Annotated in this window: 18 protein-coding genes; 11 read left to right on the top strand and 7 right to left on the bottom strand. The window is 57.8% G+C overall.

Features of this window, described 5'->3' with window-relative positions; all coding sequences use genetic code 11:
* Positions 1 to 50: 50 nt before the first annotated feature.
* From trkA to hflX, 4 genes are all read left to right on the top strand, one after another.
* Complete coding sequence (gene trkA, locus OEG84_RS03325; RefSeq protein WP_267652419.1) at positions 51 to 1,427, top strand: Trk system potassium transporter TrkA; 1,377 nt, start codon at positions 51 to 53, stop codon at positions 1,425 to 1,427.
* A gap of 4 nt (positions 1,428 to 1,431) precedes the next feature.
* Positions 1,432 to 2,901 carry a potassium transporter TrkG gene (locus OEG84_RS03330; RefSeq protein ID WP_267652420.1) on the top strand — a complete coding sequence of 490 codons (1,470 nt, stop codon included), beginning with the start codon at positions 1,432 to 1,434 and terminating at the stop codon, positions 2,899 to 2,901.
* Between the two features lie 382 nt (positions 2,902 to 3,283).
* Positions 3,284 to 3,532 carry an RNA chaperone Hfq gene (hfq, locus tag OEG84_RS03335; RefSeq protein ID WP_267652421.1) on the top strand — a complete coding sequence of 83 codons (249 nt, stop codon included), beginning with the start codon at positions 3,284 to 3,286 and terminating at the stop codon, positions 3,530 to 3,532.
* Between the two features lie 13 nt (positions 3,533 to 3,545).
* Positions 3,546 to 4,931: a GTPase HflX gene (gene hflX, locus OEG84_RS03340; RefSeq protein ID WP_267656070.1), complete on the top strand. Its 1,386-nt coding sequence runs from the start codon at positions 3,546 to 3,548 to the stop codon at positions 4,929 to 4,931.
* Between the two features lie 108 nt (positions 4,932 to 5,039).
* Here hflX and OEG84_RS03345 read toward each other — a convergent pair whose 3' ends face one another.
* Positions 5,040 to 5,600 (bottom strand): helix-turn-helix transcriptional regulator, encoded by a 561-nt coding sequence (locus OEG84_RS03345; protein ID WP_267652422.1) that lies wholly within the window; start codon positions 5,598 to 5,600, stop codon positions 5,040 to 5,042.
* Between the two features lie 178 nt (positions 5,601 to 5,778).
* Between OEG84_RS03345 and istA the strand changes: the two genes are divergently transcribed.
* Positions 5,779 to 7,308, top strand: a complete 1,530-nt coding sequence (gene istA, locus OEG84_RS03350) for an IS21 family transposase (RefSeq protein WP_267652423.1) — start codon at positions 5,779 to 5,781, stop codon at positions 7,306 to 7,308.
* Positions 7,309 to 7,320: 12 nt separating this feature from the next.
* Positions 7,321 to 8,079 (top strand): IS21-like element helper ATPase IstB, encoded by a 759-nt coding sequence (gene istB, locus OEG84_RS03355; protein WP_267652424.1) that lies wholly within the window; start codon positions 7,321 to 7,323, stop codon positions 8,077 to 8,079.
* Between the two features lie 11 nt (positions 8,080 to 8,090).
* Here istB and OEG84_RS03360 read toward each other — a convergent pair whose 3' ends face one another.
* The 5 genes from OEG84_RS03360 to OEG84_RS03380 all read right to left on the bottom strand — a co-directional run bounded on the left by OEG84_RS03360 (position 8,091) and on the right by OEG84_RS03380 (position 12,920).
* Positions 8,091 to 8,714 (bottom strand): type 1 periplasmic-binding domain-containing protein, encoded by a 624-nt coding sequence (locus OEG84_RS03360; RefSeq protein ID WP_267652425.1) that lies wholly within the window; start codon positions 8,712 to 8,714, stop codon positions 8,091 to 8,093.
* A 131-nt stretch (positions 8,715 to 8,845) separates the two neighbouring features.
* On the bottom strand, positions 8,846 to 10,162 hold the full coding sequence (locus tag OEG84_RS03365) for a surface lipoprotein assembly modifier (protein WP_267652426.1): 1,317 nt from the start codon (positions 10,160 to 10,162) through the stop codon (positions 8,846 to 8,848).
* A 79-nt stretch (positions 10,163 to 10,241) separates the two neighbouring features.
* Positions 10,242 to 11,213 (bottom strand): transferrin-binding protein-like solute binding protein, encoded by a 972-nt coding sequence (locus tag OEG84_RS03370; protein WP_267652427.1) that lies wholly within the window; start codon positions 11,211 to 11,213, stop codon positions 10,242 to 10,244.
* Positions 11,214 to 11,415: 202 nt separating this feature from the next.
* Positions 11,416 to 12,237 (bottom strand): nucleoside triphosphate pyrophosphohydrolase, encoded by an 822-nt coding sequence (mazG, locus tag OEG84_RS03375; protein ID WP_267652428.1) that lies wholly within the window; start codon positions 12,235 to 12,237, stop codon positions 11,416 to 11,418.
* Positions 12,238 to 12,317: 80 nt separating this feature from the next.
* Positions 12,318 to 12,920 carry a nucleoside deaminase gene (locus tag OEG84_RS03380; RefSeq protein ID WP_267652429.1) on the bottom strand — a complete coding sequence of 201 codons (603 nt, stop codon included), beginning with the start codon at positions 12,918 to 12,920 and terminating at the stop codon, positions 12,318 to 12,320.
* Between the two features lie 180 nt (positions 12,921 to 13,100).
* On the opposite strand from OEG84_RS03380, the gene cysG reads away from it, so the two are divergent.
* From cysG to OEG84_RS03405, 5 genes are read left to right on the top strand one after another with little or no spacing between them, the layout of a single operon-like run.
* Entirely contained in the window at positions 13,101 to 14,546 is a 1,446-nt protein-coding gene (gene cysG, locus OEG84_RS03385) for a siroheme synthase CysG (RefSeq protein ID WP_267652430.1), read from the top strand.
* Between the two features lie 10 nt (positions 14,547 to 14,556).
* Positions 14,557 to 14,865 (top strand): DUF2849 domain-containing protein, encoded by a 309-nt coding sequence (locus OEG84_RS03390; protein WP_267652431.1) that lies wholly within the window; start codon positions 14,557 to 14,559, stop codon positions 14,863 to 14,865.
* A 12-nt stretch (positions 14,866 to 14,877) separates the two neighbouring features.
* Positions 14,878 to 16,548 carry a nitrite/sulfite reductase gene (locus OEG84_RS03395; protein WP_267652432.1) on the top strand — a complete coding sequence of 557 codons (1,671 nt, stop codon included), beginning with the start codon at positions 14,878 to 14,880 and terminating at the stop codon, positions 16,546 to 16,548.
* A 15-nt stretch (positions 16,549 to 16,563) separates the two neighbouring features.
* Positions 16,564 to 17,055, top strand: coding sequence for a DUF934 domain-containing protein (locus OEG84_RS03400; protein WP_267652433.1), 492 nt, complete (start codon positions 16,564 to 16,566; stop codon positions 17,053 to 17,055).
* Positions 17,056 to 17,074: 19 nt separating this feature from the next.
* The gene (locus OEG84_RS03405) at positions 17,075 to 17,410 is read left to right on the top strand and encodes a 2Fe-2S iron-sulfur cluster-binding protein (RefSeq protein WP_267652434.1); all 336 of its coding nucleotides are present in this window, start codon (positions 17,075 to 17,077) and stop codon (positions 17,408 to 17,410) included.
* Positions 17,411 to 17,498: 88 nt separating this feature from the next.
* Here OEG84_RS03405 and tmpT read toward each other — a convergent pair whose 3' ends face one another.
* Positions 17,499 to 18,134 (bottom strand): thiopurine S-methyltransferase, encoded by a 636-nt coding sequence (gene tmpT, locus OEG84_RS03410; RefSeq protein ID WP_267652435.1) that lies wholly within the window; start codon positions 18,132 to 18,134, stop codon positions 17,499 to 17,501.
* Positions 18,135 to 18,138 lie beyond the last annotated feature (4 nt).

Here is an 18,138-nt window from a genome sequence, read left to right on the forward strand (position 1 = left end):
GCTGCCGGCATGTGTGACAAACGCATGAGAGAGCGTGCAGGGAGACGGCAATGAAGGTCATCATTTGCGGTGCGGGACGAGTGGGTTACGGAATCGCCGAACGTCTGGCCGCCGAGGATAACGACGTATCGGTGATTGATACGTCGGCGACGCTGGTCCAGGCGATCCGCGACACGCTGGATGTGCGAAGCTATGTCGGCCACGGCGCCCATCCAGACGTGCTGGCCCAGGCCGGCGCCGATCAGGCCGACATGATCATCGCCGTCACGCTTTATGACGAGATCAACATGGTGGCCTGCCAGGTTGCGCATTCGCTGTTTAATGTGCCGACAAAGATTGCCCGCATCCGCGCCCAGTCCTATCTCAAGTCGCACTGGTCAGATCTGTTTTCCCGCGATCACATGCCCATCGACGTGATCATTTCGCCGGAAGTCGAAGTCGGCCAGATGGTGTTGCGCCGGATCGCGCTGCCCGGCGCCACCGACGCGGTGCGCTTTGCCGACGACAAGGTGGCGATGGTGGCGATCGAGTGTCTTGAAGATTGCCCGGTGGTCAATACGCCGCTGTTGCAACTCAGCGAACTATTTCCCGATCTGATTGCCACCGTGGTGGGCGTCTGGCGCCATGACAAGCTGTTTGTGCCGCACTCCACCGATCAGCTGGAAACCGGTGATCTGGCCTATGTGGTCTGTGACCGTGAGCACGTTCGCCGCACGCTTGGCCTGTTCGGGCATGAGGAGCAGGAGGCCGGCCGCATCGTCATCTCCGGCGGCGGCAATATCGGCTATTACGTCGCCGCCGCAATCGAGGAACGACAGCCCAAGACCAAGGTCAAGATCATCGAGGCCGACCGCGCCCGCGCCGTTTCGATTGCCGATTCGCTCTCGCGCACCGTCGTGCTCAACGGCTCGTCACTTGATCAGAACATCCTCGTCGAGGCAGACATTCAGAACGCCGATCTGATGGTGGCGCTGACCAATGACGACCAGGTCAACATCCTGTCCTCGGTGATGGCCAAGCGACTGGGTTGCAAGGCCAATCTGGCCTTGATCAACAATCCCTCGTTTCAGGGGTTTACCAAGACGCTGGGCATCGATGCCCATATCAATCCACGCGCGGTGACGATTTCGAAGATCCTGCAGCATGTTCGCCGCGGTCGCATTCGGGCGGTCTATTCGGTGCAAAAGGGCTCGGCTGAAGTGATCGAGGCCGAAGCGCTGGAGACCTCGCCGCTGGTCGGCAAGCCGCTGCGCAATCTGGATCTGCCCGATGGCGTGCGTATCGGCGCGATCTATCGCGACAAGCAGGTGATCAGGCCCGACGGATCACAGAAGATCAAGGCCAAGGACCGGGTGGTGATGTTCGCGGCGCTGGATTCGGTGCGCCATGTGGAACAGATGTTCCGCGTCAGCCTCGAATTCTTCTAGCTCCATGCTCGGCATCCTTCACGTGCTGGCGGTCTCTGTCGGCGGCCTGTTCGCCATGATGGCGCCGGCGGTGCTGTTTGCGATCGCCGATGGCATGCGCGATCTCGCGTTTTCGATGCTGCTGGTCAGTTCGCTGGGTGTGTTTGCTGCGCTGATGGTGCTCGGCTCGATTGCCGGGTTTCCAAGGCGGCTCGGCCGTTCATCGGGTTATCTTGCGCTGGTTGCGGTCTGGTTCTTGTTGCCAATCGTCGCGGCGATCTCGTTCAAGACACTGGCCGGGCTGTCCTGGATCGACGCCTGGTTCGAGGCGGTGTCGGCGCTGACCACGTCCGGCTCGACGTTATTGACGCGTGAGACCGCACCGCGGGCGATCCTGTTCTGGCGGGCCTCGGTGGAGTGGTATGGCGGCTTTCTGGCGCTGGTATCGATCATTCACGTACTGGCGCCCGGCGGATTTGGCGGGTTGCCTGCCGGTGATCGACGCGTTGTTACCGGGCATTCCAGCGACATGACCATCGATCTTGCCGGTTTCCGCGACGTATTCTGGCAATATCTTCTGATGACGCTTATCGTTTTCATCGCGCTGATGCTGGCGGGCGTGGCGGGGCCGTTTGCAGCAATGATGTCGATGGTGGCGATTGCCACCGGCGGGTTCCTGCCATTTGACGGCGCGCTTGAGCAACATGCTGGCCCGATGGCGCAGATCGTGCTTGCGGTTGGGCTGGCTGTCGGGACGGTGAGCGTGTTCTGGCGGCGGCGTTTGTTGCGTACACCCAAACACTTCATTGCTGCCAATCCAGAAGCGATCATCATCGGCTCGGCAATTCTGGTGTTCGCAGTGCTGTTTGCCGCACGGCTGTCAGCAGTCTCGGGCGGGGCTGAATTGGGACCGGTGTTTGCCGAAAGCCTGCTTGCGGCAACCTCGCTGATCGCCACCAGCGGAATTGAAAGCAGGCCAGGCGTGCTTGCGCTCTGGCCTGAAATCATCGTGCTTCTGATCGTGCTTGTAGGCGGTGGAATCTATTCGACCACCGGCGGCTTCAAGGTTTACCGGATTTCGGCCATGGCGATTCATTCCGCACGCGAACTCAACCGGCTGATCTATCCCAGCAGCGTCTCCAGCCTGCGTTTTGGGACACACCGTATCGACGAGCCAAGCATGCGGGCGATCTGGACCTATTTTGTCCTGTCCTTGCTGGTTATTGCCGCCGCGGCGATGGCGTTGACGCTTGCGGCGACGGATTTCGAAGCCGGCATCGCCATGGCGATTGCCTTCTTCGCCAATGCCGGGCCGGTCTATGAAGCCCTGATCCCGCCGGTGTTTACCACCGATCCAGCCAATCCGGCCTGGCCTCAACTGATTGCCATGCCGGCCTCGGCCAAGATCATCGGGATTGTCGTCATGACCATGGGGCGGCTTGAGGTGATGGTCATATTTGCGGTCTTGAACCTGCGCTACTGGATGACCCGATAGTTCGCGGCGACCCGTTTGAATTTGTTTGCGGTCATGATTATGTGTACCAAATCAATATTTTGACGCGAATTTTCTACTCCCGGTCGACTGGTAAATTGATGCCGAGCGCCGCGATTGCGCAGCCGCTGCGGGACAAATCAAGTGTTTACAAACACCCGCAACAATGATCTGGTGCGATACATTCGAACGAGCGAATTTCTGTCAGCGGCAAACAATATAATTTGTATGTCTCAGGGAGTAAAATTGTTCGGAGCTTGACGTAACTGCAGGCTTTACAGCTGGCTCCGTTTTCAGTCAGAATACGAGCGTTACGAACGGGATCTGAACGGGTGCGGTAATGACCTGCGTAGCGCGGGCAATAAAAAGACGGATATAAGGCGCAATGGCGGAGCGTTCACAAAACCTGCAGGATCTATTTCTCAACACGGTTCGGAAGCAGAAGATTTCCCTGACGATCTTTTTGATCAACGGGGTGAAGCTGACCGGCGTGGTGACGTCATTTGACAATTTCTGCGTGCTGTTGCGCCGCGATGGCCACTCGCAGCTTGTCTATAAACACGCAATCTCCACCATCATGCCCAGCCAGCCTGTGCAGATGTTCGAGAACGAGGACGCCGCTGAAGGCGCCTGACGGGAAAACGCACATAGAAACTGTTGATAGTTCCGGAAATTTCCACGACGCGGACAGCAAGTCCATCGTCACCCGCGCGATCGTGCTCATCCCGACCTTGCGCACGCGCAATGCTGCGCCCGGCAGCGGCCCCGATGGTGGCAATGTCGCCAAGCGACCGGACAGCCACCGACTGGGCGAAGCGGTCGGCCTGGCTGGCGCCATCGAGCTCGAGGTTGCCGAAGCGCTGATCGTGCCGATATCCGATCCTCGGCCTTCTACCTTGTTCGGCAAGGGCAAGATGCTCGAGATGAAGGCGCTGATCGATTCGACCGATTCGCAACTGGTCATCGTCGATCATCCGCTGACGCCGGTACAGCAGCGCAATCTGGAGAAGGAATGGGCGGTCAAGGTGATCGACCGTACCGGCCTGATCCTGGAAATCTTCGGTCGCCGTGCCTCCACCAAGGAAGGCGTGTTGCAGGTCGAACTCGCCCATCTCAATTACCAAAAAGGCCGGCTGGTCCGCAGCTGGACCCACCTTGAACGTCAGCGTGGCGGCGGCGGCTTCATGGGTGGCCCCGGAGAAACTCAGATCGAGGCCGATAGGCGCCTGCTGCAGGAGCGCATCATCAAGCTTGAGCGAGAGCTCGAACAGGTGCGCCGCACACGGCAGTTGCACCGCGCCAAGCGCAAGAAGGTGCCGCATCCGATCGTGGCCCTTGTCGGCTACACTAATGCCGGCAAATCGACCCTGTTCAACCGGCTGACCGGTGCAGAGGTGCTGGCCGAAGACATGCTGTTTGCCACGCTCGATCCGACGCTGCGCCGGATGAAGCTGCCGCATGGCGCCACGGTGATCCTGTCGGACACGGTGGGCTTCATTTCCAATCTGCCGACGCATCTGGTCGCAGCTTTCCGCGCTACGCTCGAAGAGGTTGTGGAAGCTGACCTGATCCTGCATGTGCGCGACATGTCCGATCCCGACCGCAATTCCCAGGCCACGGATGTCGAGGCGATCCTGAAAAGTCTTGGTGTCGGCGAGGAAAAGCCCGGCCAGATGCTGGAAGTCTGGAACAAGGTGGATCTGCTCGACGACGATGCCGCGGACGCGCTCCGCACCCGCGCGGCTTCCGGCGAGGCGATCGTGGTCTCGGCCTTGAAAGGCGAGGGCGTCGACACGCTGCTGACTGCGGTCGAATCGCGCATTTCAGGTGAACTTGTCACCCGAACGGTGCGGCTCGGTACCCAGCAATTGCAGGTGATGTCCTGGATTTATGACCGGGGCAGGGTCAAGGACCGGATCGATCACGAAGACGGCTCGGTTGAGGTCACCGCCGAATTCACGGCTGCCGACAGCCTCGATCTCGACCGGCAACTGGGCTTGGGCCCGAAGCCCGCCGACGATTGGGATGACTGATGTAACCCGCGGTGAGATGGGTTCGTCGGAGCGAACACTGCCTGCGTGAATTCATCCGTTATGGCGCCGTGCGTAAAGATACAAATAATACTGTGTTGCTGTTGAGCATCAGCGAAAAGGTGGTGCTATATTTTGAAGTAAACCTGCCAGCACGGCCTGACGTCCCGTTCCGGTCTTGGTGATCACCCTCTTCATGTAGAATCGACAAGTGGAAGACTTTATATTCATGATTTGTGAAATTTGGTCTATAGTCATTCCATCGCCAAGCCCTTTAGCAACTTTAGCTTCAGAGGGCGTCAAATCAAACAATCCTTGTAGAATACTCGCATCCGGCATGATTTTTTGCATCAGTGGTGTAATGACAGCAATCAGTTTTGCTGTAGAGAATATATCTCTGACCACTCCACGAACTGGGATCAGGTGAAGAACTGACGGTGGTTGGTCAGAGGCAGCTTCAATCGGAATGGATCCGATTCTGGTTAGTGAACCAGTACTGGAAATTTCTGCAAGCAATCCCGAAAGCAAACTATCGGCCCTCTTGTCGATAATCGTAAATCTATCGTGCCGGTCCTGTACCACTGCCGGGATCAATGAGGCCATGTGATCATTAGCGTAGATGGTCTTGCCCCGGACTCCAAGGAGTGCTGCGGCCAGACCTACTTCGTCCACTGCGTATTCCGGGACGATCCGGCCACTGATTCCGATAGCATCCGGCCACCCATTCCGATTTGATCCGGCCGGGGATTCCGGGGCATCCGGCCACCCCCATTTCAACCCAGTTTAGGCTGCTGCGAGGCGATCTGTAACAGGGCTACTGTTCCGTTCCTTTGGATGGAGAGAGCCCTTTATGAAGAGATTGCCTATGCGGAAGATAAGGGAAGCCCTGCGGCTTCGGGCGGATGGATTTTCAGGCCGCCAGGTGGCGCAAAGCCTGTGCGTGGCCCGTGCGACGATTTCGGAATATTTTCGGCGCGCTGATCTGGAAGGTTTGAGCTGGCCTCTGTCTGCTGATCTGTCGGACGCCGACCTTGAGAACCGCCTGTTTCCCGTTTGCCCCGGCGATGTCCGTCGCGCGGTTCCTCAGCCTGTCTGGGCGCATGTGCATGCCGAGTTGCGGCGCAAGGGCGTGACGCTGTCGCTGCTGTGGGAGGAGTATCGCGGGGTTCATCACGATGGATACGGCTATAGCCGATACTGTGAGCTCTACACCCGCTGGGAAGGCAAGCTGTCTCCGGTGATGCGTCAGCGTCATCCTGCAGGCGAGCGGCTGTTTGTCGATTACGCGGGCCCGACAGTTGATGTTGTCTGCCCCAAAACGGGAGAGGTGCGCACCGCACAAATCTTTGTCGCGACGCTGGGAGCGTCCAATTACACCTATGTCGAAGCCAGCTGGACACAGGGCCTGCCGGACTGGGTATCCAGCCATGTGCGTGCCTTTGAGTTCTTCGGTGGCGTGCCTGCGCAGCTGGTTCCAGACAATCTCAAGGCAGGCGTCACCAAGGCCTGTTTTTATGATCCTGAGATCAATCGCACCTATGGTGATATGGCGGCACATTACGATACCGCCATCGTTCCGGCGCGGCCTGGAAAGCCGAAAGACAAGGCAAAGGTGGAAGGCGCTGTTTTGCTGGCCGAGCGCTGGATTTTGGCGCGGCTGCGCAACCAGCACTTTTTTGGCCTTGATGAGGTGAACGCTGCCATCCGGCCATTGCTGGATCAGCTCAACGGCAAAGTCAGTCGCCATCTTGGTGCAAGCCGCCGCGATCTGTTTGAACGCCTGGATCGGCCCGCTCTGAAGCCCTTGTCTATGGAGGCCTATGTTTATGCCGAATGGAAGCAGTGCCGCGCGGGCCTCGATTACCATGTCGATATTGGCCGCCATTATTACTCGGTGCCGCATCAGTTGCTGAAGCAAAAACTATGGGCAAGGATCACCGCACGCACCGTAGAGGTATACTTTAATGGGCAACGCGTTGCCTCTCACGCCAGAACCTCGGGCAATCGCCAGCACTCCACGATCCGCGATCACATGCCCGCCCATCATCGCTTCCGCGAGGATTGGACGCCACAGCGTATCCGCGGGCAAGCTGTGCGCATCGGCCCAAATGTTGAGGTCTTTGTCGATGTGATCATGCGCCAGCGCAAACATCCCGAACAAGGATACAGAACGTGCCTCGGTGTTTTACGGCTGGCCAAGACCTTCGGGCGGGAGCGCCTGGATGCCGCCTGTTTGCGTGCGCTTGAGATCAACGCCCACTCCTACACATCCCTGCATTCCATTCTGAAGAATGGTTTGGACCGTCAGCGCCGCGAACCCACCACGGACGGCCCTGCGATCACTCACCCCAATATCCGTGGTGCGGATTACTTCCATTGAAGAGGATAGAGAATGCTTGATCACCCAACGCTGGATCAGCTCAAAACACTCAGGCTCGACGGCATGGCAGAAGCCTTTGCCGAGATGCAAAAACAGGACGGCACAGCCGGGCTTAGCCACGCTGAATGGCTTGGGCTGCTCATTGATCGAGAGACCGCCAGTCGTGAGACGAGGCGATTTGAAAGCCGCATGCGTACAGCAAAACTGCGCCACGTCGGTGCCTCGCCGGAGGACGTGGATTACAAGTCGCGGCGCGGCCTCGACAAAGCCATGTTCCAGCAGATGCTGACCGGGCGCTGGATCAAGGACAAGCGCAACCTGATGATCACTGGCCCCTGCGGCGTTGGCAAAACATGGTTGGCCTGCGCTCTGGCGCAAGCCGCCTGCCGAGACGGTATCACTGTGCTGTACAAGCGCATGCCACGTCTCTTTGATGAATTGGAACTGGCCCATGGTGACGGACGCTTTCCGCGTCTGTTCAAGGCCCTTACCAAAACTCAACTGCTAATCCTGGACGACTGGGGACCGGATCGCCTCAATGCCAGTCAGCGTCGTGACCTTATGGAAATAGTCGAGGACAGATACGAGGTTGGATCAACCTTGATCACAAGCCAATTGCCCATCGACACCTGGCATGACGTGATCGGGGAACCCACCTTCGCCGATGCCATTCTCGATCGCCTCGTACACAACGCCTATCGCGTCGAACTCGACGGCCAGAGCATGAGGAAAACCAAACTCGGAACAGGTGACGAAAGCATCCAATCCTGATAACCAAATCATCAGGCCTCGCAGCCGCTATATAAGGGTGGCCGGATACCCCGGTTTAGGTGGCCGGATGTTATCGGAATGGCCGGCCGGATACTCCGGAATGCGCAGTCCAATGCATTTGCCGCGGCTACAGCCCGTTCAAAGCCCAAACGCGCGGAGAGTAGAACCGCGCGGGCAAGATGTGGCCGATACTCGTCGAGAACCGCAATTTGCTCAGGGGTTATAGGCCCCAATGATGGAGGACTATCCGTATGCAGGATAAAGGAATCCCCATTCGGCGTGAAAATGGCGGTTGCTGCGGATCTTCCCAGGCTTCTTGGGTACAGAAAATCTTGATACAGGCTGCTTTGCGAAAGTTCTGCATCTGTCCAAATGTCTGATTCCGTCAAAAAACCGGAATGTTTTTTCTCAAGTAGCATCCTTGTGCGGTTTGGCCCCTCCGGGTGCCTGTAGTTGTGTTTCACTATCTCACTATAGGCTTCTGATGATGCTACCCAGTCGAATTTTGTGCCAGTTGTGGAAACCAAGACGCCATGAGAGCCACCGATGAGGTTCGCCAGACGACACAGAATTGCCGGCCAGTTTTTTGTAATGACCGATGCCTCGTATATGGCGTCGACTAACAATTCGCTCATGGTGGGTTTTCTTCGTACCTCCAGCAGCAACTCTTTGCTTCGCTGTATTGTAATAAACTGTGAGAAAAAATAAATAACGATAAGGAATGATTCAGTATGTGAGTGCAAAAAACCATAAATACTAATGGTAACTAGAAGTTTCTGGTAAGATAAATTCCAATGTCGTGGGTGTCATAATCGTAAAAACTTATGTTCGAAATTTGTTTTGTGTATTGGTAAGAGATTTCAGGGCGGAAGCCATGGTAGGAAAAATCGCGGTGAGAGGCGGTCATCCCCAGTGACCAGAGCGTGTCATTTCGCGTGATCGTCGTGCCGGGAAATGGGCCGAGATAATGGTGTGTTTCAGCCTTGGCAAAGAAATTCGTCATCAAACCACCTGCCCAATTCTTGTTGATCTGAAATTGGCCCTGCAGATCATTATGGTCCAGATGGTTTAGAGTTGTACGTTCTGCTGTCACATTAGCCGACAGCATCATGGAGAGAGTAGGGGTGTATGCGTGGTGAAATGCGATGGAACCCCTGGCTATCCAACCGTCTCGATAAGCGAATCTGTCATCATACTCTTGCCGCCGGAGCGAACCACCGAAAGACAAGGTGTTGAGTGGCATAAGTTTGTAGGCGGTGTTTGCGAACACGCCGTAACGGAGCATATAGGGCTGCCATCCTCGCCATTGATGATCTGCAGTCAGCCCAATCTCTGCATTGAAACCGCGCAATTTTTGCGCGATTGCAACGCTCGTTGAAAGGGTGGTTTCGTCGAACTGGCGGTCTTGGTATTTCTTCGTATCAACTGCGCCACTCCACAAAATTTGGCGCTGGTCCCCAAGGGCGAAACCGCGACGAAACGAGCCTCCGGCCGCAACGCCAACGCCGCTTTGTTGGCGGCCTTCGTCATTGATGACGAACTTGGCTCCGCCAATCGTTATGGTTTTGTTTCCTGTCCCCCGGTTGACGTTTGTGGACGGCAAAATGCTGAAATATCCGGAGAACGATAGGGGTTTCTGATCTCTTATGGCGGAGCCAAATGACGTGGCCTGACGTCGCACTTCAGGATCGTCTGAGCTCAGTTCGATTATTCTGAGTTGATACGACGCAGAGTCGAAATGGCCTTCTGATGCCAATGTTTTCGCTAATTCTATCCGCGACGGTGTGAAATTTGGTTGGCGCGAGAGGATAAAGCGGAATATTTCCACCGCCTTTGCATCTTCTCCCTTATGGCGCGCAATCAGTCCTTCGAGATGAGCAATATGAAGCGACGTATCCTTGCGACCGGCAAGAAATCTGCGCAGCTCATCTCGCGCCGCATCATACTCTCCTGCCTCAAGGAGACCTATTATAGCATTCGGCTGTTGAGCCGGAGCAGCTACAGCCACGGCCTGAAAAATGCCCAGTGCGGTGATGCAGACACCGAGCACGAACAAGCGACAACACGCGGAAATACAGGACATGATTATTGCCAGCTTGAGCGTGCAGCCTCACCGTCGTATAAATTTTGCACGGCGGTGAGTTGCTGATTAGGATCAAGAATTAATTTTTGCCGCCAGCAAAAAATCCATTTCCAAGAATGACATCTCCGTCGCTGGTTCCTGTTATATCCAAAACGCCGCCTACATCTTCCGCATTGGGTCCGTAGAATCGTCCCGAGTAAGTGGAACCAGCGATATCACCGTCGATTGCCGTGTTGAAAGCCGCATCGCCCGACACCGTTCCTCCGGTAAATCCATTGGCGTTTATGCTGCTCGTGCCCATCGCTATCTGGCCGTTCTGCGGCGTCCGCGGATCCCAGCCATTATTCGCACCGTTTCTTACTTCGCTCATAAGGTTGGAAATTGTTCCGTTGACGTTGCCAGCCGCAAAATCTGCATTGAGCGCCAGGTCCCCTCGAACTCGGGTTCGTGTCTTTCGGTCATTGGCCAGAGCGGTTTCCGCTAGCGCATAGCCCGTATAAGTTGCATTCGGAAGCGCTTTGATGGTGTCTGGTTTTGTCTCGGCGCCAACTACTGCAAATCCGCGCGTACCCATGCCATCTGTATCGGAATAATAATTCCATACCTGCAGGAAGTTGGTGTCGGTGCCGGCTTCGAGGTCATTAATCGACCCGGACCAACTAAACAGGCCCTTGTAATCGCCGCCACCGTTCGGGTTTTTCTCATAGCCAAAGGATGTTGTACCGTCAGGTTCGATGAACTTGTCGGCGGCGGCAAAGCTCACTACTTCACCATTGACATTCATGTCGACACCGCCAGTCTTGTTCTTGGTGACGGAGAAGTCGGCCGCCGGAGCCTTGGCGATCGTGTTCTTAGTGTAATCGAGCGTCTTTGTGACAGTCGTCTTTTTTGAAGCCTTCAATGAAGTTCCCGCATTGAAGTGTTTGGCCGCTGTATCCGTCGCGTCTGCGGCAAGCAGATCTCCGATATCCATTGCGGTTAGCGTTTTATTGCACCCGGTTAAAACCAATGGGATTGCTGCGATCGCAACCAGTGTAAATTTCGTATCCATTATCCGCCCCGTTGTTGTTTATTAGTTGGTTCGGTTGAAAGCTACGCAATTTCCACCTGGCCCACATCTACCATCTGGTAGAGAATGGAAACAAGATACAACTATTCGGAACAATGCTGGGGATAAGAAACAGGCTTTGGCAACCTAGTCGATCGCCGGCCCCGGATGCAGCCTCTCGGCGCGGCCGACGGCGCCGAGCAATTCAGATGTTGCCCTTCGCCTCTTGCCACAGAGCTTCCATTTCCGCGAGCGTAGCGTCATCAGGCGTCTTGCCCAGTTTCGCCAATTCCGCCTCGACATAGGCAAAGCGGGTGCGGAATTTGGTGTTCGTCGTCCGCAGCGCGTCTTCGGGATCGGTCTTGAGGTGTCGGGCCAGATTGGCGACGGCAAAGATCACGTCGCCCAGTTCACCCGCCGCTTTCTTCGTCTCGCCGCTGGCGATCTCGGCGCGCAATTCAGCAATCTCTTCCTCGATCTTGTCGAGCACCGGCCCCGCAGCACCCCAATCAAAGCCGACCTGGGATGCTGCTTGCTGAAGCTTTAGCGCTTCCATAAGTGCGGGCAGGGCGCGCGGCACGCTGGTCAGTTGCCCGGGTGTCTCGCTCTCGGCAAGTCCCCGTGCGGCGCGGCGCTCTCTGCGCTCGCGTTTCTCCTCGGCCTTGATCTGGTCCCACTGCACCTTGACCTTGTCAGCGGTGTCGGCGTCCGAACGTTCGAACACATGCGGATGTCGGCGGATCATCTTGGTGGTGATTGCCTCGACCACGTCGCCAAAAGCAAATTGCCCGGCTTCTTCAGCCATGCGCGCGTGAAACACCACCTGCAGCAGCAAATCGCCTAGTTCATCGCACAAGTCATCGGGATCGTTGCGCTCGATCGCATCGGCCACCTCGTAGGCTTCCTCGATCGTGTAGGGCTTGATCGAGTTGAAATCCTGCTTGATGTCCCAGGGGCAACCGGTCTCGGGGTGCCGGAGTGCCGCCATGATCTCGATGATGCCGGAAATGTCGCGGGATGGTTTCATCGCTCAAGCATAGCCGAGCCGGCAGAGGCCCGCGACGGTGAAGCCGCGGGCGTGGCTCTTGTCCACAACAGTTTGGCTGCTCAGTTGAGCGGGATGGCGTTATCGTCCTTGCTTGACTGGTAGGCCTCCGACAGCGCCGCATAGCGGTCGCGGATGCGTTTGGCCTGGTCAAGCAGCGGCTGCGCTTGCGCATCGGGCAGGGTGGCCAGGATCTCGAACAGCCCACGGCTCTTCCAGAACGCATTGTCGTGATTGTAGCCGCCCGGCTCCAGCCCGAACACTTCCTTGAGCATCTTCAGGTCATGGGGAATGGCAAATGAATCACGCGAATCCTCATGGCTGAAGAAATAGAAGAAATTGTCGAACCCGGCCCAGGCAATCGCCGACATGCACATGGTGCACGGCTCATGGGTCGACAGGAAAATCATGTCCTTGGTCGATGCCTGTTTTGAAACCGGGTGCTCGTAAAAGCATTTGAGCAGATGCACTTCGCCGTGCCAGAGCGGGTTTTCGGTCTCGTTGTTGGTCTGCGCCATCACCAGAGACAAATCGGATTTGCGCAGCAGCGCGCCGCCAAAAACCTTGTTGCCCTCGGCAACACCGGTTTCGGTCAGCGGCAGAATGTCGTTCTCCATGACATCAAGTAGTCGGCGAACCAGCGCCGCGTTTTCAAGGATCTCCATGTCGGATTCCACTATTTTCAATGTCTGACCGCATGATCTTGAGGCATCGCGGTTACCCATTCTCCATAACCGGCTTTGAGAGGTAAAAGAATATCCGGATCGCTAAATCGACACATCATTGTACCTTCATTTGTTTCGTCATTATCTTGAAAATGCCTGTAATTCAGGAGTTTCCCGGACATGACGACGAAATCGCCGCAACTGACGACATTTCCTGCCTTCATGCGGGTTGATGCCCGGAAAGTGGCGATCTTTGGCAACGGCGCTGAAGCTGCCGCCAAGACCCGGCTTGTGGCCAACACCTCGGCCGAGATCTGTGTCTATGCCGACGCGCCCGACGCCGAGCTGCGCGCCGATCTTACGCGGCTTTCGATCAAACCCCAACGTGCCGCCTATTCGCCCGAACAGTTGGACGGCGCCACACTGGTTTTCGCGGCCACAGGCGATGGCACGCTCGACCGTGACATAGTTGCCGCCGCACGTGTCCGCCGGATCCCGGCCAACGCAGTTGATCAACCAGACTATTGCGATTTTCTGACCCCGGCGCTGGTCAACCGTGCACCTGTGGCCATTGCCATTGGCACCGAAGGCGCCGGCCCGGTGCTGGCGCAGATGATCCGTGCCCGCGTCGACCAGATGTTGTCGCCTTCGCTGGGTCGCTTGGCGCGGCTGGCTGCCGATTACCGTGTTGCCGTCGACCGGCTGGTACCGCGCGGCGTCGCCCGGCGGGTATTCTGGCGGCGATTTTTCGAAGCCGATGTCGCCACCCATGTCGGTCGCGGCGAGGTCTCGTTGGCGCGCCGCGCCGCCACCCGGATGTTGCGTGCCGGTGACAATGTGCCCGGTCATGTCTGGCTGGTGGGCGCTGGCCCTGGCGCCGAGGATCTGCTGACCCTGCGCGCCCAGCGAGCGATGATGGAGGCAGATGTGATCGTTCACGATGCGCTGGTGCCCGAAGCAATCATCGCGCTTGGCCGCCGTGACGCCGAACGCATCTCGGTGGGCAAGCGCAAGGGCTGTCACTCCAGGAGCCAGGACCAGATCAATGATCTGCTGGTTGAGCTTGGGCGCTCAGGCAAGCGCGTGGTCCGGCTCAAGTCCGGCGACCCGCTGATCTTTGGCCGCGCCGGCGAGGAAATCGCAGCCCTTCGCGCGGCTGAAATTTCGTTCGAAGTCGTGCCTGGCATCACATCCACGTTTGCCGCCGCTGCTGATTTCGAATTGCCGCTGACCCTGCGTGGCGTTGCTTCGTCGCTGGTCTTCACCACTGGTCACGATCTGACTGGCGCGGCGTTGCCCGACTGGGCGCGGCTCGCCATCTCCGGCGCCACGCTGTGCGTGTATATGGGGCGCACGGTGGCAGCCAGTGTCGCCGCGCGGTTGATCGAGGCAGGGCTTGCCGCCGACATGACGGTTGCCATCGTTGAAAACGCCTCGCGCAACGAGCGCCGTCTGTTCCATGGCACGCTCGCCGATCTGCCGGCACTCGAAGGCCGCAGCGAACTGAGCGGCCCGGTCATGGTGATCATCGGCGATGCTGTTGCCGGCGCCAATTTCGAACATTCCACCCCGATCAACGAGCACGTGCGGTCACCCGCCGCCCAACCTCAAACCCACGCAGCCTGAGGAGGCCATCATGACAACCAAGGTTCTCACCGCAAACCGCCTGAGCGATGGCGTCGCTGTCTGGCTCGGTGCCGATGGAGAATGGGCGCTGTCGCTGCGCGAGGCATTCCTGGCCCGTCACGACGATGCTGTTCATGCGATCGAGGCAGCCGGCGCCCAGGCGTTTGCCGACAACCGCGTCATCGACGTTGCCGTCATCGAGATCGAGGAGACCGAAGCCGGACCGCGACCGTTCCGGTTGCGTGAACGGATCCGCGCTGATGGCCCGACAATCGATTATGCGCCCGCATCAGCGCGACGGGTTTCCCAGGCCGCTTGAGGATAATGTTTCATGTATCGTTACGATGAATTCGACCACGCCTTTGTTGCTGCCCGGGTCAGCCAGTTCACCGACCAAGTGGAGCGGCGGCTTGCCGGCGAGATTTCAGAGGATGCCTTCAAACCGATCCGGCTGATGAACGGTGTCTATTTGCAACTGCATGCCTACATGCACCGGGTGGCGATTCCCTACGGTACGCTGCACCCACGGCAGTTGCGCAAGCTCGCCTATATCGCCCGCACCTATGACCGCGGCTACGGCCATTTCACCACCCGCCAGAACATTCAGTACAACTGGCCCAAGCTGTCCGACATCCCGGCGATCCTTAAGGAACTGGCCGAAGTCGAGATGCACTCGATCCAGACATCGGGCAACTGCATCCGTAATGTCACGGCCGATCATTTTGCAGGCGCAGCGGCAGATGAAGTAACAGATCCAAGGTCTTACGCGGAAATTCTAAGGCAGTGGTCGACGCTGCACCCGGAATTTTGCTATCTGCCGCGGAAGTTCAAGATTGCCGTGACCGCGGCCGAGCGTGATCGCGCGGCAATCCAGACCTATGACATCGGGATGCAGGTAAAGAAGAACGATGAAGGCCAGCTCGGCTTTGCCGTATGGATCGGCGGCGGGCAGGGACGTACACCGCTTTTAGCCAAGAAATTCAAGGACTTTGTTCCAGAGGCGGATCTTCTGTCTTACGTGACAGCGATCATGCGGGTCTACAATCTGCACGGTCGCCGGGATAACAAGTTCAAGGCCCGCATTAAGATCCTCGTGCATGAGACCGGGGTGGAGGAACTGGGCGCCGAGATCGATGCCGAATGGGCTCATCTCAAGGATGGCGAATTGAAGTTGCCCGCCGAGGAGCTTGCCGCGATCAACGCCTATTTTGCTCCGCCGGAACTGGCACCGCGGGCCGAGGGCTGGGGCGAACTGGCCGCCTGGAAGAAGTCCGATCCCGGTTTTTCCGATTGGGTCGGCCGGAATGTTGTCCCGCACCGGCATCCCGATTATGCCATGGTGACGTTGTCGCTGAAGCCGATCGGCGGCATCCCCGGCGACGCCACGGCCGAGCAGATGGAAGCAGTTGCGCGCCTTGCCGAAGAGTATGGCCACGATGAAATCCGTGTCACCCACGAGCAGAACCTGGTGCTTCCACATATCGCCCTGGCCGATCTTGAACCTGTCTACCGGGCGCTTCTCGCCGAAGGTCTGGCGACGGCCAATGTCGGCCTGATCACCGACATCATTGCCTGCCCTGGTCTCGACTATTGCGCGCTTGCCAATGCCCGTTCAATTCCGCTGGCGCAGGGTATCTCCAACCGCTTTGCCGACCCGGCGCGACAGGCCGAGATCGGTGATCTGAAGATCAAGATTTCGGGCTGCATCAATGCCTGCGGCCACCACCATGTTGGCCATATAGGCATTCTCGGGGTCGAGAAGAAGGGCGCCGAACTCTACCAGATCTCGCTCGGCGGATCGGCGGACGAGAACGCCTCGATCGGCGATATCCTCGGTCGCGGTTTCGAGCCCGACCAGGTCACCGACGCCGTCGAGACCATTGTCGAGGTTTACCTAGCCAACCGCAGTGCCGCCTCGGAGCCTTTCATCGACTGCTACCGCCGCATTGGCGCCGCCCCGTTCAAGACCGCGCTGTATGGCGACCGGGCGCGCGCCGCCTGATACCGGAGAAATATTTTGACCATCATCTGGACCAAAAACGGCGTCGTTGACGATGATCCATGGACCGTCGCCGGCGACGAGGACGACGGCAAATTGCTATCAATCGACGAGGCGTTGAACCATGCCCGTGACAACGCTCCCCTTGGCGTGCTCGTCAAACCTGCCGACGACGTGCGCGCACTGGCGCCGGTTGTTGACAGCATCAGCTTCATCGCCCTGACCTTTCCCGTCTTCAGCGACGGACGCGCCTTTTCCCAGGCCATGCTGCTGCGTGAACGTCTCAAGTACAAGAGTGAACTGCGCGCCATCGGCACCGTCTTGCTCGACCATGTGCCACTGATGCTCCGGGTCGGGATCGACAGTTTCGAGGTAAGTCACGAACCCACCATCGAACGATTGAAGCAGCAAAGGCTGCCAGGTATCGATCTGCACTACCAGCCCTCCGCCGACGCCGCCAAGCCGTCCGGCGGTTACAGCTGGCGGCGTACCGCCATTCTCAACGGCTGAACCAATCAGGGACGTATCCATGCATATTCATGTCACCGACCAGAGCGGAACCCGCCATACGCTTGAGGCGCTGGAAGGGTTTCGGGTCATGGAAATCATTCGCGACTGGGGTCTCGACATCAAGGCCGAGTGCGGCGGTGCCTGCGCCTGCGCCACCTGCCATGTACATGTCGCCGAAGATTGGCTCGATCAGTTGCATCCGATGCGCGACGAGGAAGAAGACATGCTCGACCAAGCTTTCGATGTCCGTGACAATTCAAGGCTGTCGTGCCAGTTGCTGATGTCGACCGAACTCGATGGTCTCGAGGTCCGGCTGGCGCCGGGAACGGAAGCCGGAGACCGCGCCGCCGCCTGACGGTTGAGAACGGTCAATTGGCCACAGCGCCGCCGACCCTGCATCAACATTTCAGTAAATCGAGTATGTCTCCCACGCCGTGTACCGCTCATAGCGGCCTGAGCAACCAGACGATTTCGGCAGCACTCACACCTTTAAATCCTCCCTCCACGGCATTCTGGGCGAGGATTGAAATGTCATGGCGGTCACCGTAGCGCTGCATGACTTCGTTGCCCGGGATCGAAAACGGCGGCCCGTCAAGCAGCGAAGTATCGTACTCGAAGGTGACAAGCAGCTGTGGCGCGTTGCCGGTAATACCGGCGATGTGGGGAGCGTATTGGGCGCGCATCGTTTCGGGCAGCGCGACAAAGGCCGCCCGGTCAAAAATGGCATCGACCGAACCGAGCACGGCTGACGTCAGATCGAAAACATCACCTGCGAATATGTCGATATTGTCCGCGCTGTAGTGCTTCAATTTGCCCAGATCGGAAATTGTCGGTTCAACCCCAAGCTCTTTAAACAATTGTTCGATCGCCACTTCGCTGAGTTCCGCGCCGGCAACGCGGTGGCCTTTGGAGAGCAGCCAGCCGATGTCGAGCGTCTTGCCGCACAGCGGAACGAATACGCGCCCGTTTTCCGGGACCCGAAGATCCGGGAAATGGGTGACCAGCAGCGGGTTGGGTTCTCCCTCGTGAAAACCGATCCTGCCGGTCCCCCAACGGTCATGCCAGAAACTGTGTTCCATCCTG

The organism is Hoeflea algicola (assembly GCF_026619415.1).
GTDB lineage: Bacteria > Pseudomonadota > Alphaproteobacteria > Rhizobiales > Rhizobiaceae > Hoeflea > Hoeflea algicola.

Coding starts and splice junctions, on each gene's coding strand:
- trkA (WP_267652419.1), top strand. CDS start 51: ATGAAGGTCATCATTTGCGGTGCGGGACGAGTGGGTTACGGAATCGCC.
- OEG84_RS03365 (WP_267652426.1), bottom strand. CDS start 10,162: ATGTCCTGTATTTCCGCGTGTTGTCGCTTGTTCGTGCTCGGTGTCTGC.
- OEG84_RS03360 (WP_267652425.1), bottom strand. CDS start 8,714: ATGAGCGAATTGTTAGTCGACGCCATATACGAGGCATCGGTCATTACA.
- OEG84_RS03330 (WP_267652420.1), top strand. CDS start 1,432: ATGCTCGGCATCCTTCACGTGCTGGCGGTCTCTGTCGGCGGCCTGTTC.
- OEG84_RS03405 (WP_267652434.1), top strand. CDS start 17,075: ATGCATATTCATGTCACCGACCAGAGCGGAACCCGCCATACGCTTGAG.
- mazG (WP_267652428.1), bottom strand. CDS start 12,237: ATGAAACCATCCCGCGACATTTCCGGCATCATCGAGATCATGGCGGCA.
- OEG84_RS03395 (WP_267652432.1), top strand. CDS start 14,878: ATGTATCGTTACGATGAATTCGACCACGCCTTTGTTGCTGCCCGGGTC.
- hfq (WP_267652421.1), top strand. CDS start 3,284: ATGGCGGAGCGTTCACAAAACCTGCAGGATCTATTTCTCAACACGGTT.
- istB (WP_267652424.1), top strand. CDS start 7,321: ATGCTTGATCACCCAACGCTGGATCAGCTCAAAACACTCAGGCTCGAC.
- tmpT (WP_267652435.1), bottom strand. CDS start 18,134: ATGGAACACAGTTTCTGGCATGACCGTTGGGGGACCGGCAGGATCGGT.
- OEG84_RS03380 (WP_267652429.1), bottom strand. CDS start 12,920: ATGGAGATCCTTGAAAACGCGGCGCTGGTTCGCCGACTACTTGATGTC.
- istA (WP_267652423.1), top strand. CDS start 5,779: ATGAAGAGATTGCCTATGCGGAAGATAAGGGAAGCCCTGCGGCTTCGG.
- OEG84_RS03370 (WP_267652427.1), bottom strand. CDS start 11,213: ATGGATACGAAATTTACACTGGTTGCGATCGCAGCAATCCCATTGGTT.
- OEG84_RS03390 (WP_267652431.1), top strand. CDS start 14,557: ATGACAACCAAGGTTCTCACCGCAAACCGCCTGAGCGATGGCGTCGCT.
- cysG (WP_267652430.1), top strand. CDS start 13,101: ATGACGACGAAATCGCCGCAACTGACGACATTTCCTGCCTTCATGCGG.